Origin of the sequence: Erwinia oleae, assembly GCF_000770305.1 — a bacterium.
GTDB classification, from domain to species: Bacteria; Pseudomonadota; Gammaproteobacteria; order Enterobacterales; family Enterobacteriaceae; genus Erwinia; species Erwinia oleae.
Map to the genome: position 1 here is coordinate 1 of NZ_JNVB01000057.1, position 14,784 is coordinate 14,784.

The window sequence follows — 14,784 nt, forward strand, 5'->3', positions numbered from 1 at the left end:
CGCGATATTACCGCCACGGTGGACTCTATTCCGCTGATCACCGCCTCGATCCTCGCTAAAAAACTGGCCGAAGGGCTGGATGCGCTGGTCATGGACGTCAAAGTGGGCACCGGCGCCTTTATGCCGAATTTCGAGCAGTCAGCGCTGCTGGCGCAGGCGATCGTGGGCGTGGCGAACGGCGCAGGCTGTAAGACTACCGCGCTGCTAACCGATATGAATCAGGTGCTGGCTTCCACCGCCGGGAACGCGCTGGAAGTTCGCGAGGCGGTGCGCTTTCTTACCGGCGATTACCGCAATCCGCGCCTGCTGGAAGTCACGCTGGCGCTCTCTGCCGAGATGCTGGTTTCCGGCGGTCTGGCCGCCACGCAGCAAGAAGCGACCGGCAAACTCCAGGCCGTGCTGGACAACGGCCGTGCGGCAGAGGTGTTTGCGCAGATGGTCGCCGCGCAGAAAGGCCCGACGGATTTTGTCGGGAAGGTGGACAGCTACCTTCCGGCGGCGATGCTGAGCAAAGCGGTTTACGCCGAGGCGCCCGGCGTGGTCAGCGCGATGGATACGCGCGCGCTGGGGATGGCGGTGGTGGCATTGGGCGGCGGACGCCGTCGAGCCAGCGACGCCATCGATTACAGCGTTGGCCTGAGCGACATGGTGCAGATTGGCGATGTTGTCGATGCGCAGCGGCCGCTGGCCGTGATCCATGCGGCCAGCGAGTCCGGCTGGCAGCAGGCCGCGCAGGCGGTGAGGCAGGCGGTGACGCTGAGTGAGACGGCGCCGGAGAAAACACCGGTTATCTATCGCAGAATTGCCGGATAAAGAGCATACTGTTCTGATCGATAAAATTTATGCTCATCGCGTGATACGCGCAGGAGAGGATGATGAAACGTGTATTTATTATGGTGCTGGATTCTTTCGGCATCGGCTCCAGTAAAGATGCTCACACCTTCGACGATGAAGGTTCCGATACGCTGGGCCATATTGCTGAAGCGTGTTTCAATGGCGAAGCGGATAAAGGCCGGAAAGGGCCGCTGCATCTGCCGAACCTGACCGCGCTGGGGCTGGGCAAAGCCGCAGAAGCATCAACCGGACGCTTCCCATTGGGTCTGGATAAAGACGCTGAGATTATTGGCGCTTATGCCTACGCCAGTGAGCTTTCCTCCGGCAAAGATACGCCGTCGGGCCACTGGGAAATCGCCGGCGTGCCGGTGCTGTTTGACTGGGGCTACTTCTCCGATAAAGAGAACAGCTTTCCGCAGGCGCTGCTGGATGAGCTGGTGGAAAAAGCGGACCTGCCTGGCTACCTTGGCAACTGCCACTCTTCCGGCACGGTGATCCTCGACCAGCTTGGCGAAGAGCACATGAAAACCGGCAAGCCGATTTTCTACACCTCTGCCGACTCGGTATTCCAGATTGCCTGCCACGAAGAGACATTTGGCCTGGATCGTCTGTACGCGCTGTGCGAAATCGCCCGCGAAGCCCTGACCGAAGGCGGTTACAATATTGGCCGCGTGATTGCCCGTCCGTTTGTGGGCGATAAAGCCGGTAATTTTGAGCGCACCGGCAACCGTCACGATCTGGCCGTTGAACCGCCTTCGCCCACCATCCTGAAAAAGCTGGTGGAAGAGAAGAACGGGCAGGTTATTTCCGTCGGGAAAATCGCCGATATTTATGCGCACGTCGGTATCACTAAAAAGGTAAAGGCAACCGGGCTGGACGCGTTATTTGACGCGACGATCGAAGAGATGAAGATCGCGCCGGACAGCAGCATTGTGTTCACCAACTTCGTCGATTTCGACTCAACCTGGGGGCATCGTCGCGACGTAGCCGGCTATGCGGGCGGCCTGGAGCTGTTCGATCGTCGTCTGCCGGAACTGATGAAGCTGGTAAAAGAGGGCGATATTCTGATCCTCACCGCCGATCACGGCTGCGATCCTACCTGGAAAGGCACCGAACATACGCGCGAACATATTCCTGTGCTGATTTATGGCCCTGACGTGAAGCCCGGCTCGCTTGGCTATCGCGATACCTTCGCCGATATCGGTCAGACCGTGGCGGCTTATTTCGGCCTCTCCGACATGGAATACGGCAAAATCATGCTGTAAAACGTAATCCGCCGACGTGATGGCGTCGGCACACATTTAATAAGGACAAAAGATGGCTACGCCTCATATTAATGCGGAAATGGGTGATTTTGCTGACGTGGTGCTGATGCCGGGCGATCCTCTGCGTGCAAAACATATTGCGGAAACCTTTTTGCAGGACGCGGTTGAAGTGAACAACGTGCGCGGCATGTTGGGCTATACCGGCACCTATAAAGGTCGCAAAATTTCAGTAATGGGCCACGGTATGGGCATTCCTTCCTGCTCAATCTACGCCAAAGAGCTGATCACCGAATTCGGCGTGAAGAAAATCATTCGTGTGGGTTCGTGCGGCGCGGTACGTGCCGACGTCAAGCTGCGTGACGTGGTGATTGGCATGGGCGCCTCAACGGATTCAAAAGTAAACCGTATGCGCTTTAAGGATCACGATTTTGCCGCCATCGCCGATTACGACATGGTGCGCAACGCGGCAGACGCGGCGAAAGCGCTGGGCGTGAACGCGCGCGTTGGCAACATCTTCTCTGCTGACCTGTTCTATACGCCCGATCCACAGATGTTTGATGTTATGGAAAAATACGGCATTCTCGGCGTGGAGATGGAAGCGGCGGGAATCTACGGCGTCGCCGCTGAGTTTGGCGCGAAGGCGCTGGCGATTTGCACCGTTTCCGACCACATCCGTACCCATGAGCAGACAACTGCGGCAGAGCGGCAGACCACCTTCAGCGAAATGGTGCACATCGCGCTGGAGTCCGTGCTGCTGGGCGACAAAGAGTAACGTTCAGAAACATAGCGAGCCGGGGAAACCCGGCTTTTTTTATGTGCTTTAACTGTTCACCAGGCTGCTTGCGGCACATTCTGTCGCCGCAGATTGCGCGCATGGCCTGACGCTCAGGGCTTCTCAGACGGCACGCCTGATTGACGCTCTTCCTCGCTGTCTTCCTTAACCGGGTTGTTGGCGGTTAACAGAAACGGCGACTGCTGCCAGCGCGTGCGGCGGTGGCGCAGCAGCGTGCGGCTCAGAATAATGCCGACAGCCAGCGCCAGCAGCATCATCAGGCGCAGAATATTGGTAGTGTTATCCACCTGGCGAGACTCGGTGACCAGCACGTGCGTATCGAGCGTCACGCGCAGAAAACCGTGCGGCCCTTCGGCGCTCTCCAGCGGCTGGACAATCTGATGATTAAAATAGCTGCCGGCGCGCTGTCCATCCAGCGCCAGCCGATCGCGCACGCTGATGGTTTCGCCGCTGTGCGCCAGCAGCGTGCCGTCGTTATCGTAGATTGAGGCGTCAAGAATGCGGCTGTCTTTCGTCAACTGTGCGAGCGTGGCTTCTATCTGCGTATGATTATCATCGCTGTTTTCCATCAGCGGCGTCAGGCTCCACGCCACCTGACGCGTCAGCGTACGCGCAAGCTCTTCAACCTGACCGGAACGCGCCATCTGATGACCGAGGCTGAACCACGAGGCGCCCTGCATCAGCACCACCAGCAGCGCAAGGCAGATCAACACGATTGCCGTGCGGTGCAGTTGAAATTTAAGTTTGGCCTTTGGCATGGTAATTCTTCACGCTCTGAACGACGAACCGTCGTTCCTCTTTGCGCTTTATGTTGCCAGAAGCAGGGCTGTCAGGGTAGCCTCTTGCGTGGTTAAAATGTCTCTACAGGAACTGTAATGCCAAATAGTCTGACCTGGTGCGACCTGCCTTCAGAACTCTCTCTCTGGCCGGGGTTACCTCTCTCTCTCAGCGGCGATGAAGTGATGCCGCTGGACTACCGCGCCGGCCGCACCGGCTGGCTTTTGTACGGACGTCAGCTGGACAAAGACGTGCTCACCCGGCTTCAACATCGTTTAGGGGCGGCGATGGTTATCGTCAGCGCCTGGCGCGTTGAGGATTATCAGGTCGTTCGCCTGGCCGGATCGCTCACGCCGCAGGCGACAACGCTGGCGCACGAGGCCGGGCTGGACGTGGCGCCGCTCGGCAAAATTCCGCACCTAAAAACGCCGGGCCTGCTGGTGATGGACATGGACTCCACCGCCATTCAGGTGGAGTGTATTGATGAGATCGCCAGGCTGGCGGGCTGCGGCGAACAGGTGGCTGAAGTGACGGAACGCGCGATGCGCGGCGAGCTCGACTTTACCGCCAGCCTGCGCCAGCGCGTGGCGACGCTTGCCGGGGCCGATGCGTCTATTCTTGACCGCGTGCGTGATGAGCTGCCGCTGATGCCGGGCCTGCAAACGCTGGTGCAAAAACTTCAGTCGCTCGGCTGGCACGTGGCCATCGCCTCCGGCGGTTTCACCTTCTTTGCTGACTATTTGCGCGATACGCTGCACCTCTCCGCCGTGGTTGCTAACGTGCTGGAGGTGCGTGACGGCAAACTGACCGGTGAAGTATCGGGCGACATCGTTGACGCGCAATACAAAGCCGATACGCTTGCAAAGCTGGCGGCGCATTTTGAGATTGCACCAGAACAGACCGTGGCGATTGGCGACGGCGCCAACGATTTACTGATGATTAAGGCGTCCGCGCTGGGCATTGCCTATCACGCCAAGCCCACGGTAAATGAAAAAACCGAAGTGAGTATTCGCCATGCGGATCTGATGGGCGTGTTCTGCATTCTCAGCGGCAGCCTGATCTTCGACGAACGATAGGGGAACGAATTGGCGAAAGCGGCAAAACGCGCGTTTGTATGTAACGAGTGCGGCGCAGACTATCCGCGCTGGCAGGGGCAGTGCAGCGCCTGCCACGCCTGGAACAGCATAACCGAGGTGCGCCTGGCGGCGTCGCCCACCGTGGCGCGCAACGAACGCCTCAGCGGCTACGCGGGCAGCGCCGGCGTCAGCCGCGTGCAGAAGCTCTCGGAAATCAGCCTGGAAGCGCTGCCGCGCTTCAGCACCGGTTTTAAAGAGTTTGACCGCGTGCTGGGCGGCGGCGTGGTGCCGGGCAGTGCAATCCTGATCGGCGGAAACCCTGGCGCGGGTAAAAGTACGCTGCTGCTGCAAACCCTTTGCCGTCTCTCGGCCGAAATGAAAACGCTCTACGTGACCGGCGAAGAGTCGCTTCAGCAGGTCGCAATGCGTGCGCATCGCCTCGGTCTGCCTGCGGACAACATCAATATGCTGTCGGAAACCAGCATCGAACAGATCTGCCTGATCGCCGAGCAGGAGCAGCCGAAGCTGATGGTGATCGACTCGATCCAGGTCATGCACATGGCGGATATCCAGTCCTCGCCGGGCAGCGTGGCGCAGGTGCGCGAAACGGCCGCTTACCTGACCCGCTTTGCCAAAACGCGCGGCGTGGCGATCGTGATGGTGGGTCACGTCACAAAAGACGGCTCGCTGGCCGGGCCAAAGGTACTGGAGCACTGCATCGACTGCTCAGTACTTCTCGACGGCGACGCCGACTCGCGCTTTCGCACGCTGCGCAGCCATAAAAACCGCTTCGGCGCGGTCAATGAGCTGGGCGTCTTCGCCATGACCGAGCAGGGGCTGCGCGAAGTCAGCAACCCGTCAGCGATCTTCCTGAGCCGTGGCGATGAAGTCACCTCCGGCAGCTCGGTGATGGTGCTGTGGGAAGGCACGCGTCCGCTGCTGGTGGAGATTCAGGCGCTGGTCGATCACTCGATGATGGGCAATCCGCGCCGCGTGGCGGTGGGACTGGAGCAGAATCGCCTGGCGATCCTGCTGGCGGTGCTGCATCGTCACGGCGGGTTGCAGATGGCCGATCAGGATGTGTTTGTCAACGTGGTTGGCGGCGTTCGGGTCACCGAAACCAGCGCCGACCTGGCGTTAATGCTGTCGATGGTCTCCAGCCTGCGCGATCGTCCTTTGCCGCAGGATCTGGTGGTCTTCGGCGAAGTGGGTCTGGCCGGTGAGATCCGCCCGGTGCCCAGCGGTCAGGAGCGTATTTCCGAAGCGGCGAAGCACGGCTTTGGCCGCGCCATCGTACCCATCGCCAACGTGCCGAAAAAACCGCCGGAAAACATGAAGGTCTACGGTGTGAAAAAGCTGGCCGATGCGCTGGCGATCCTTGATGAACTTTAGCAGCGGCAGCGTTCGCTATGCAGGAGGCAACAGATGTCCTTTGATTACCTGAAAACGGCCATTCGCCAGCAGGGATGTACGCTTCAGCAGGTGGCGGATGCCAGCGGCATGACCAAGGGCTATCTCAGCCAGTTGCTGAATGCCAAAATCAAAAGCCCAAGCGCGCAAAAGCTGGAGGCGCTGCACCGTTTTCTGGGGCTTGAGTTTCCGCGCCGTGAAAAAACCATCGGCGTGGTGTTCGGTAAATTCTATCCGCTGCACACCGGGCACATTTACCTGATCCAGCGTGCCTGTAGTCAGGTGGACGAGCTGCACATCATTATGGGTTACGACGAGCCGCGCGATCGCCAGCTGTTTGAGGACAGCGCGATGTCGCATCAGCCGACCGTCAGTGACCGCCTGCGCTGGCTGCTGCAAACCTTCAAGTATCAGAAAAATATTCGCATCCACGCCTTTAACGAAGAGGGCATGGAGCCCTATCCGCACGGCTGGGACATCTGGAGCCGCGGCATGACCGGATTCATGGCGCAGCAGGGCATTGTGCCGAACCGCGTGTACACCAGCGAGGAGCCGGATGCGCCGCAGTATCAGCAGCATCTGGGGATCGAATCCGTATTGATCGATCCCAAACGTTCGTTTATGAACATCAGCGGCGCGCAGATCCGCCAGGATCCGTTTCGTTACTGGGAATACATTCCGACTGAGGTGAAGCCGTTTTTCGTGCGCACCGTGGCCATTCTTGGCGGCGAGTCGAGTGGGAAATCGACGCTGGTGAATAAGCTGGCAAACATTTTCAACACCACCAGCGCCTGGGAATTTGGTCGCGATTACGTCTTCTCCCATCTGGGCGGCGACGAGATGGCGCTGCAATATTCAGACTACGACAAAATCGCGCTCGGCCAGGCACAGTATATTGATTTTGCGGTGAAATATGCCAATAAAGTGGCATTTATCGATACCGACTTCGTCACCACGCAGGCGTTCTGTAAAAAATATGAAGGACGCGAGCATCCGTTTGTGCAGGCATTGATCGACGAATATCGCTTCGATTTAGTGATCCTGGTGGAAAATAACGTCCCCTGGGTGGCCGACGGCCTGCGCAGCCTTGGCAGTTCGGTCGATCGTAAGGAATTTCAGTCGCTGCTGATCTCCATGCTCAACGCCAATAATATCGATTATGTGCACGTGGAACAGGACAGCTACGACGAGCGCTTCCTGCGCTGCGTTGACCTGGTAAAACAGATGTTGGGGGCGTAGGCCGCCCCCTTATGATGTGTCAGGCCAGCGCGCGCAGGGCATTAACGCTCTGCTGGCGAACGAATAGTCCTAACAGGGCGATACCTACCAGCGCCAGCAGGCTGGCGAGTAAAAAGGCCGAGGCGTAGCCACCGCCGTACTGGATCAGAAAACCGGTGATGCCCGGCGAAAGGATGCCAGCCAGGTTTGCCAGCAGATGGACAAAACCGCCCGCCGTACCGATTCGCTCTGACGGCACAATATCCTGAAGCAGTGACCAGCACGCCTGCGGTGTCATATAGGCGAATATGCTGGCAAGTGTGATCAGCGAAACGGCCACCGTCACGCTGCTGCTCCAGGCCGTTAACATCACGCAAACCGCAGCAATTGCCAGCCCACAAAAGATAACCAGTTTGCGCGACAGCAGAAAATTGCCGGTGCGATGGTAAATCGCGTCCGATATAATCCCGCCGCCAATAAAACCCACCGTTGCGCCCAGCCACGGCAGAATGCCGATCAGGCTCATACTTTTAATATCCAGATGCTGGAAGTCAGTCAGGTAGCTCGGCAGCCACGACAGGAAAAAATACTGGATATAGTTGAAGCAGAAGAAGGCGGAGGCGACACCCAGTACCGGCAGCGAAAACACATAGCGCCAGAGCGATATCGACGATGCTGCCGGGTTTTTTCCCGGACGGCTTGCCGGGCGCTGCGTAACGATCAGCTGCCGCTCAGCATCCGTCACGCGGTTGTGCTGCTCAGGCTTGTCGCGGAACAGCCACAGCCAGAACAGCAGCCAGATAAAACCCAGCACCGCGATCACTACAAAAGAGATACGCCAGCCGAAGTGCAGGCCGACAAGACCGACTACAGGCGCGGCGACCGCTGCGCCCAGCGGCTGACCGGCGTTGGTAAAGCCGACGGCGCGTCCCACCTCTTTGCGCGGGAACCAGTTGGCGATGGATTTGTTTGTCGTCGTACCCATCGGCCCTTCACCAATGCCGAACAGCACGCGTACGATCAGCAGATGGGCAAAGTTGCCCGCCAGCGCGGTCGCGCCACAGAACAGTGACCAGACCGCCGCCGCCCAGCCAAAAACGCGACGTGGTCCGAAGCGATCCGCGCCCCATCCGCCCAGGAAGCAGAACAGACAGTAGCCGATGAAAAAGCAGCTAAACAAGATGCCCATCTGTGCATCGTCGATCTGCAAATCTTTTTTGACCAGCGGTGCCATGACAGACAGTGCTGCGCGATCGAGGTAGTTCAGCATGCCAGCGAAAAACAGCAGCAGCGCCACAACGCTACGATAGTTTTTAAACATGATGCGCATCCTCAAAGTTAAATGTCATCTGACTGACGGTATGCGCTTCCAGCACCTGGCGATCCGGCTCGAAACCGAGGCCCGGCGTATCCGGCAGGGTAAGCGTTGGCTTGAAATCGAGCTGCGGCCACAGCAGCGGAGAGAAGCGAATCCAGGGCACCTCCAGCAACACATCTTCAGGCAGCGTGGCGACAAGATGTGCTGTCGCCATCAGGCCTGCGCCATAATAAAAACAGTGCGGCACCACCTTTACCCCGAACTCACGGGCGCGGGCAAAAACACGCAGGGAAGCGGTGATCCCGCCAACCTTCGCGACGCTCGGTTGCACCACATCAACAGCGTGCTGGCTCAGCAGTTCTTCAAATCCCCATTCGCCGGAGGCGTTCTCGCCTGCGGCAAGCGGCGTACCGGCCCGGCGAACGGCGGCCAGTCCGGCGGCATCATCCGGCGGCCAGACGGGCTCTTCCAGCCAGCCCAGTTTTAGCGGCGCCAGGCGTTCCGCATGCTGGCTGGCCTCGTCCACGCGCCAGGGACAGTTCACATCCACCATCAGCGTTGCGTCTTCCGGCAGCGCGGCGCGGGCGGCGGCAATGGCTTCATACGTCGTTTCATGAAGTTTGAGCGTAGTAAAACCGGCCTGCCATGCCCGACGAACCTGACGAGCCACTTCCTGGGGCTGATTGTTATAGCTTACCAGGCTGGCATAGAGGCCTATTTGCCTGCGCTTCGCGCCGAGAAGCTGCCACAGCGGCTGATTTAACTGTTTTCCCAAAAGATCCCAGAGCGCAATGTCGATGGCGGAGAGGCCGTAGCGAACCGGGCCGCTTCGGCCAAAAGCATGCAGTGCTTTTTCCGCCTCCTGCATCAGCGCCGCCAGTGTTGACGGACTGTCAGGCAGGTTTTTCCCCAGAAAGCATGGCACGATCAGATCCTGCAATGCCTGAACAGTCACAGAGTTCGACAGATGACCAAAGGCTTCCCCCCAACCGTGTAATCCGTTATCTGTTTCGATGCGAACCAGCAGGGTTTCCATCTTTTTGAGCGCGGGTGAGGCGGCGTTCCACGCTGTTTCATTCGCAGGCGTTATGCTTCTTCCGCTTTCGAAAGGAATGGCGAGGCGAACAACCTCGATGTGAGTGATTTGCATACCATGAACCTTATTTTGTAGGGCCGTCAGCGCCTTATTATTTTTCACTGGCGTGTTCATCAGGCTGAGGGAATAAACCTGAAACCGGCAGTCAGGATTCAGTATAAAAAGTGTATTGATGAGGTTCATCGTTCATGCGCACAAGGTTAACGGCCTAAAAACGCTGCGGTTTTGGCATTTGTTGTAAGGCGTGCGGGGTGAATCACAAAAGAGTGGGTAAGCCGGCGTGAATAAAACAAACAATGGCGTATCGAATGCAGCAGAAAGCGTTCTCGATACGCGCTTTTATTATAAGTAATATGGCATGACGTGGTTGTTTGCAGGCGTATGCGGATAACTCGCGGGTCATCATTCAGAAAAGTTAAGGGCTTTATATTATGAATACCAGTTTTGACACCTTCATCTCGCCGCTTCTGTCTCTTATTGATAATAAGCTTCTGCTTTTTATAGTGGTTTTTATCATAACGGTTGCTTCACTCTATTATATTAAGCACAAGGCAAAGTCAGGCTTCAGTATCTCAGACAGATTCTGGATTTTCTGGACTGGCCATAAAAGAAAGGAGGGTAGCGATCTTATTGACGATATTATTGAAATTGAAAAATTTAATTATCATTACAATACCAACGCCGTATCAAAAAGGGAGAAGGTGCAGTTTGAAAATTGGGTAAGGAAATATGAGTTAGATTTTAAGCTGCTTTCTAAACTTAAAGGCTATTTTTCGATCGATATCCTCAAGGTGAAAAAGGTAAAAACGAGATGGTCGCTGGCGGCATTTCTGCTGATTTTTGTTCCTTTCTTTCTTCTTTGGGGATCGTTGATGGTGGCACTAAAACCCGCAGGCCTGATAAAAATGAAAGAAACAAGCTGGTTTTGGCTTAATAAAAATGAAGCCGCAGAATATAATTACTTCGGCGGAAAAAATGAAGGGGGGTAATTAAACCTGCACAGTGTAATCAGCGTGAAACGCTGCCCGAGGCATTACCCGGCGTTGATGCTATATGCCGTTCCTTTACCGATCAAAAATTGCTGGCTGCCATAGCGGTTTTGATAAAACAGCAGCGATGGTTCTTTGGCGTAATAAGCGGCTTCATGTTGCTGGTTACTGTAGGACTTTTTAAAGCAACCATCACCATGATGATGACCTGGGATGCCAGAAAAATGATTTGCAGGAAAATAAAACACTATCGTGCGACGAGAGTGAAACAACAGACGGGGCAATAGTAAGTGCTGAAATAAAGGGCGCTTTCGCGCCCTTTATTGTGATTTCTGTTATTACTTCGCCATACGTTTGTACTTAATGCGTTTCGGCTCCAGCGCGTCGGCGCCGAGCGTGCGTTTCTTGTACTCTTCGTATTCGGTGAAGTTACCTTCAAAGAACTCCACCTTGCCCTCATCCTGATAATCAAGGATGTGCGTGGCGATACGGTCGAGGAACCAGCGGTCATGCGAGATAACCATTGCACAGCCGGGGAACTCCAGCAGGGCGTTTTCCAGCGCGCGCAGGGTTTCGATGTCCAGGTCGTTGGTTGGCTCATCGAGCAGCAGCATGTTGCCGCCCACTTGGAGCAGTTTGGCAAGGTGCAGACGCCCGCGCTCGCCACCGGAAAGCTCGCCGACGCGTTTGCCCTGATCGACGCCTTTAAAGTTGAAGCGGCCAACGTAGGCGCGGCTTGGCATTTCCGTGGTGCCGATGCGCATAATGTCCTGGCCGCCGGATACTTCTTCCCAGACGGTTTTTGAGTTATCCATGCTGTCGCGGAACTGATCGACAGACGCCAGCTTGACGGTATCGCCCAGCACGATCGTGCCGGAGTCCGGCTGTTCCTGACCGGACATCATGCGGAACAGCGTGGATTTACCCGCGCCGTTCGGGCCGATGATGCCAACGATCGCCCCTTTTGGCACCGAGAAAGAGAGATCGTCAATCAGCAGACGATCGCCATAGGATTTACGCAGGTTGCTGACTTCAACCACCTTGTCGCCGAGGCGGGCGCCAGGTGGAATAAAGAGTTCGTTGGTTTCGTTACGCTTCTGGTAGTCGGTATTGTTGAGTTCTTCGAAGCGCGCCAGGCGAGCTTTGCCTTTTGACTGACGGCCTTTCGCGCCCTGTCGCACCCACTCCAGCTCTTTCTCAATGGATTTACGGCGTGCCGCTTCAGAAGAGGCTTCCTGCGCCAGACGCGCGTCCTTCTGCTCCAGCCACGAGGAGTAGTTGCCTTCCCACGGAATACCTTCGCCGCGGTCAAGCTCCAGGATCCAGCCGGCCACGTTGTCGAGGAAGTAGCGGTCATGGGTTATCGCCACCACGGTGCCTTCGAAATCGTGCAGGAAACGCTCCAGCCAGGCCACGGACTCGGCGTCCAGGTGGTTGGTCGGTTCGTCCAGCAGCAGCATATCGGGTTTTTCCAGCAGCAGGCGGCACAGCGCCACGCGGCGGCGCTCACCACCTGACAGGGTGGCGACCTTCGCTTCCCAGTCCGGCAGGCGTAGCGCATCCGCCGCGCGCTCAAGCTGGGTATTCAGGTTGTGGCCGTCATGCGCCTGAATAATCTCCTCCAGGCGGCCCTGTTCAGCGGCCAGCTTGTCGAAGTCGGCGTCTTCTTCCGCATAAAGCGCGTAAACCTCATCCAGCCTTTTCAGCGCGCTGACCACTTCTTCCAGCGCCTCTTCCACCGATTCGCGGACGGTATGTTCAGGGTTGAGCTGCGGCTCCTGCGCCAGATAACCAATTTTGATGCCTGGCTGCGGGCGCGCTTCCCCTTCGATATCGGTATCAATACCGGCCATGATACGCAGCAGGGTGGATTTACCTGCGCCATTCAGGCCGAGTACGCCGATTTTGGCGCCGGGGAAGAAGCTCAGAGAGATATTTTTCAGGATATGGCGCTTCGGCGGAACCACTTTGCCGACGCGATGCATGCTATAGACGAATTGAGCCACGTTATTTTGAGCCTCTTGATGTCTGTGTGGTAAATGGGGCAGAAACTCGCCCGCTCAGACCGGCAAGTTTAGCGGGTTTCCGTGGTTAATCACAGCCGTCGCCTGCGGATTATCCTGATATGTCGCTCCCTGAGCGATAAGCGTTTGATTTTTGAACAGCGCGGTTTATGCTGATTTTTTAGCTTATAAAGCAGGGAGATATCGATGAAGGTTCTGATTGCCGCCGATGAGGATGCGTGGGGCGGAATGATCCAGCAATTTCGTCAGCGGCTCCCTGACGTAGAGTTTACTGCCTCGGCGCAGCAGGCGACAGAAAGCCTTGCCGGTTTTGACGTGCTGATCCCCGGCTCCGCAGAGGTATCTGCTTCGCTGCTGAGCACGGCCGATCGACTCAAGCTGATTCAGCAGCCGGGCGCCGGACTGGAAAGCGTGGATATCGACAGCGCCAGCGCGCTGGGAATTCCGGTGGCGAACGTGCCTTCCGACAGCTCAGGCAATGCGGATTCCGTGGCGGAACTGGGGATCTGGCTGATGATCGGCCTGGCGCGCGGCGCGCGTGAGATCCCGCAAATGATAGCCACCAGGCAGACAGGCCTGCCGGTGGGGATTGGGCTGGCCGGAAAAACCGTCGGGCTGGTGGGTCTGGGCGGTATCGGTAAAGCGCTGGCGAAGCGCCTGCTGCCGTTCGGCGTACGGCTGATTGGCGTGAAGCGCACGGCGGACAGCGCCTTCGCCAAAGCGCATCGCCTCGACTGGCTGGGCACTATGGAGCACCTGCCCGCACTGTTGAGCGAGTCCGATTTTGTGGTGCTCAGCCTGCCCGATAATGACGCCACGCATCATATTATCGATGAAACGGCGCTGGCGCAGATGAAGCGGGGCAGTTTTCTGATTAACCTGGGACGCGGCGGTCTGGTTGAGAAGCCTTCCCTCCAGGCGGCGCTGGAAGTTGAACATCTGGCGGGCGCAGGGCTGGATGTGTTCTGGCAGGAGCCACCGGATCCGGACGATCCGTTGTTCGATTACAACGTCATTGCCACGCCGCATATCGGCGGCGTAACGGATAATTCACTCAGCGGCAACGTCGAAAAAGTGTGTGAGAATCTGCGCCGATTGCGCGACGGGGAAGAGATCCTCAATCGCTGGAACTGACTAACTTCACGCCCTGCTGCGCCAGCCGATCCCCCAGCTTTTTCGGCGGCGGCTCATCGCTGATCAACATCGTAAAGGCGTTCAGCTCGCCAATGCGGGCGGGCAGCACTTTGCCAAACTTGCTGCTGTCCGCCAGCAAAATTTTTTGTGCGGCGCGCTGCATGGCCTGATGCTTCATTGGCAGTTCATTAAGGTTATAACAGGTCGCGCCCTGTTCGGCATCAATGCCCGCCGCAGAGATGAACGCTTTGCCCGGACACAGGCTGTCCATGACCGATCCCGCGCCGAGTGGGGTGAAAATAGCGTTATCGGCATGAAACTCACCGCCGTTGAGGATAACCCGGCACAGCGGCTTCTCCTTCAGCGCCAGAAAGGTGTTCATTGCGCAGCAGATGGCGGTAAACGCCAGCGCATCGTCAATGGCCTCAATCACCCACGGCATCGTGGTGCCGCAGTCGAAAAATACCGTCTCACCCGGCGTTATCAGCGCGGCGGCCAGCGCGCCGAGACGCCGCTTCTTTGCCACGTTCTGCGCCTGCTGATCGGAGACGAAATAGTGCGGCTGGTGCCGTTTGGGATCGCTGACGATATAGCCGCCCAACAGCACCAGCGAAGCGGGCTGCTCGTTAAGATCGCGGCGCACGGTCATCTCAGAAACGGTCAGCAGCTTTGCCGCTTCTTTCAGGTGAATTTTATCGGTTCGCCGCAGCGCCTGCTCAAGCTTGTTAATGCGCTCGTCGCGCCGGGTTTCCATGATCGATGGCTCCTGAGTCTTGCAGTGAAAAATTCTGGCCTGAACGCAGCCTGTCGATATTACCTTTATTGCGTTCGCGCCGTAAACCGCCAGCCG

General features: G+C 57.3%; 14 protein-coding genes. 9 read left to right on the forward strand and 5 right to left on the reverse strand.

Annotated elements, in window-relative coordinates:
• The 3 genes from GS12_RS16780 to deoD all read left to right on the forward strand — a co-directional run.
• Nucleotides 1-813: thymidine phosphorylase (locus GS12_RS16780; protein WP_034949028.1), on the forward strand; the 813-nt coding region annotated here is incomplete at its 5' end.
• 62 nt (nucleotides 814-875) lie between these two features.
• Nucleotides 876-2,099: a phosphopentomutase gene (gene deoB, locus GS12_RS16785; RefSeq protein ID WP_034949030.1), complete on the forward strand. Its 1,224-nt coding sequence runs from the start codon at nucleotides 876-878 to the stop codon at nucleotides 2,097-2,099.
• A gap of 52 nt (nucleotides 2,100-2,151) precedes the next feature.
• The gene (deoD, locus tag GS12_RS16790) at nucleotides 2,152-2,871 is read left to right on the forward strand and encodes a purine-nucleoside phosphorylase (RefSeq protein WP_034912126.1); all 720 of its coding nucleotides are present in this window, start codon (nucleotides 2,152-2,154) and stop codon (nucleotides 2,869-2,871) included.
• 113 nt (nucleotides 2,872-2,984) lie between these two features.
• Here the strand turns inward: deoD and GS12_RS16795 are convergent, their stop codons facing one another.
• Nucleotides 2,985-3,650 carry a YtjB family periplasmic protein gene (locus GS12_RS16795; protein WP_034912127.1) on the reverse strand — a complete coding sequence of 222 codons (666 nt, stop codon included), beginning with the start codon at nucleotides 3,648-3,650 and terminating at the stop codon, nucleotides 2,985-2,987.
• Between the two features lie 117 nt (nucleotides 3,651-3,767).
• On the opposite strand from GS12_RS16795, the gene serB reads away from it, so the two are divergent.
• The 3 genes from serB to nadR are packed head-to-tail and all read left to right on the forward strand — an operon-like array spanning nucleotide 3,768 to nucleotide 7,394.
• Complete coding sequence (serB, locus tag GS12_RS16800) at nucleotides 3,768-4,745, forward strand: phosphoserine phosphatase (protein ID WP_034949032.1); 978 nt, start codon at nucleotides 3,768-3,770, stop codon at nucleotides 4,743-4,745.
• Between the two features lie 9 nt (nucleotides 4,746-4,754).
• Nucleotides 4,755-6,137: a DNA repair protein RadA gene (gene radA, locus GS12_RS16805; RefSeq protein ID WP_034912129.1), complete on the forward strand. Its 1,383-nt coding sequence runs from the start codon at nucleotides 4,755-4,757 to the stop codon at nucleotides 6,135-6,137.
• Between the two features lie 33 nt (nucleotides 6,138-6,170).
• On the forward strand, nucleotides 6,171-7,394 hold the full coding sequence (gene nadR, locus GS12_RS16810; RefSeq protein ID WP_034949033.1) for a multifunctional transcriptional regulator/nicotinamide-nucleotide adenylyltransferase/ribosylnicotinamide kinase NadR: 1,224 nt from the start codon (nucleotides 6,171-6,173) through the stop codon (nucleotides 7,392-7,394).
• A gap of 19 nt (nucleotides 7,395-7,413) precedes the next feature.
• On the opposite strand, the gene GS12_RS16815 is transcribed toward nadR, so the two are convergent.
• Together GS12_RS16815 and GS12_RS16820 are read right to left on the reverse strand one after the other, a co-directional pair.
• Complete coding sequence (locus GS12_RS16815) at nucleotides 7,414-8,694, reverse strand: MFS transporter (RefSeq protein ID WP_034949035.1); 1,281 nt, start codon at nucleotides 8,692-8,694, stop codon at nucleotides 7,414-7,416.
• A complete protein-coding gene (locus GS12_RS16820; protein ID WP_034949054.1) occupies nucleotides 8,687-9,841 on the reverse strand; it encodes a mandelate racemase/muconate lactonizing enzyme family protein in 1,155 nt (384 codons plus the stop codon). The genes GS12_RS16815 and GS12_RS16820 overlap by 8 nt, the downstream gene beginning before the upstream one ends.
• Nucleotides 9,842-10,218: 377 nt before the next feature.
• Here GS12_RS16820 and GS12_RS16825 point away from each other — a divergent pair, with 377 nt between their 5' ends.
• Nucleotides 10,219-10,776, forward strand: coding sequence for a DUF6216 family protein (locus GS12_RS16825; protein ID WP_034949036.1), 558 nt, complete (start codon nucleotides 10,219-10,221; stop codon nucleotides 10,774-10,776).
• A gap of 32 nt (nucleotides 10,777-10,808) precedes the next feature.
• Entirely contained in the window at nucleotides 10,809-11,063 is a 255-nt protein-coding gene (locus tag GS12_RS25335) for a DUF6216 family protein (RefSeq protein WP_407637866.1), read from the forward strand.
• A gap of 51 nt (nucleotides 11,064-11,114) precedes the next feature.
• On the opposite strand, the gene ettA is transcribed toward GS12_RS25335, so the two are convergent.
• Nucleotides 11,115-12,782: an energy-dependent translational throttle protein EttA gene (ettA, locus tag GS12_RS16835; RefSeq protein WP_034912134.1), complete on the reverse strand. Its 1,668-nt coding sequence runs from the start codon at nucleotides 12,780-12,782 to the stop codon at nucleotides 11,115-11,117.
• 204 nt (nucleotides 12,783-12,986) lie between these two features.
• Here ettA and GS12_RS16840 point away from each other — a divergent pair, with 204 nt between their 5' ends.
• Complete coding sequence (locus tag GS12_RS16840) at nucleotides 12,987-13,934, forward strand: 2-hydroxyacid dehydrogenase (protein WP_034949039.1); 948 nt, start codon at nucleotides 12,987-12,989, stop codon at nucleotides 13,932-13,934.
• Here GS12_RS16840 and deoR read toward each other — a convergent pair.
• Nucleotides 13,918-14,688: a DNA-binding transcriptional repressor DeoR gene (gene deoR, locus GS12_RS16845; protein ID WP_034949040.1), complete on the reverse strand. Its 771-nt coding sequence runs from the start codon at nucleotides 14,686-14,688 to the stop codon at nucleotides 13,918-13,920. The two genes, GS12_RS16840 and deoR, sit on opposite strands and share 17 nt — an antisense overlap.
• Nucleotides 14,689-14,784: the final 96 nt, after the last annotated feature.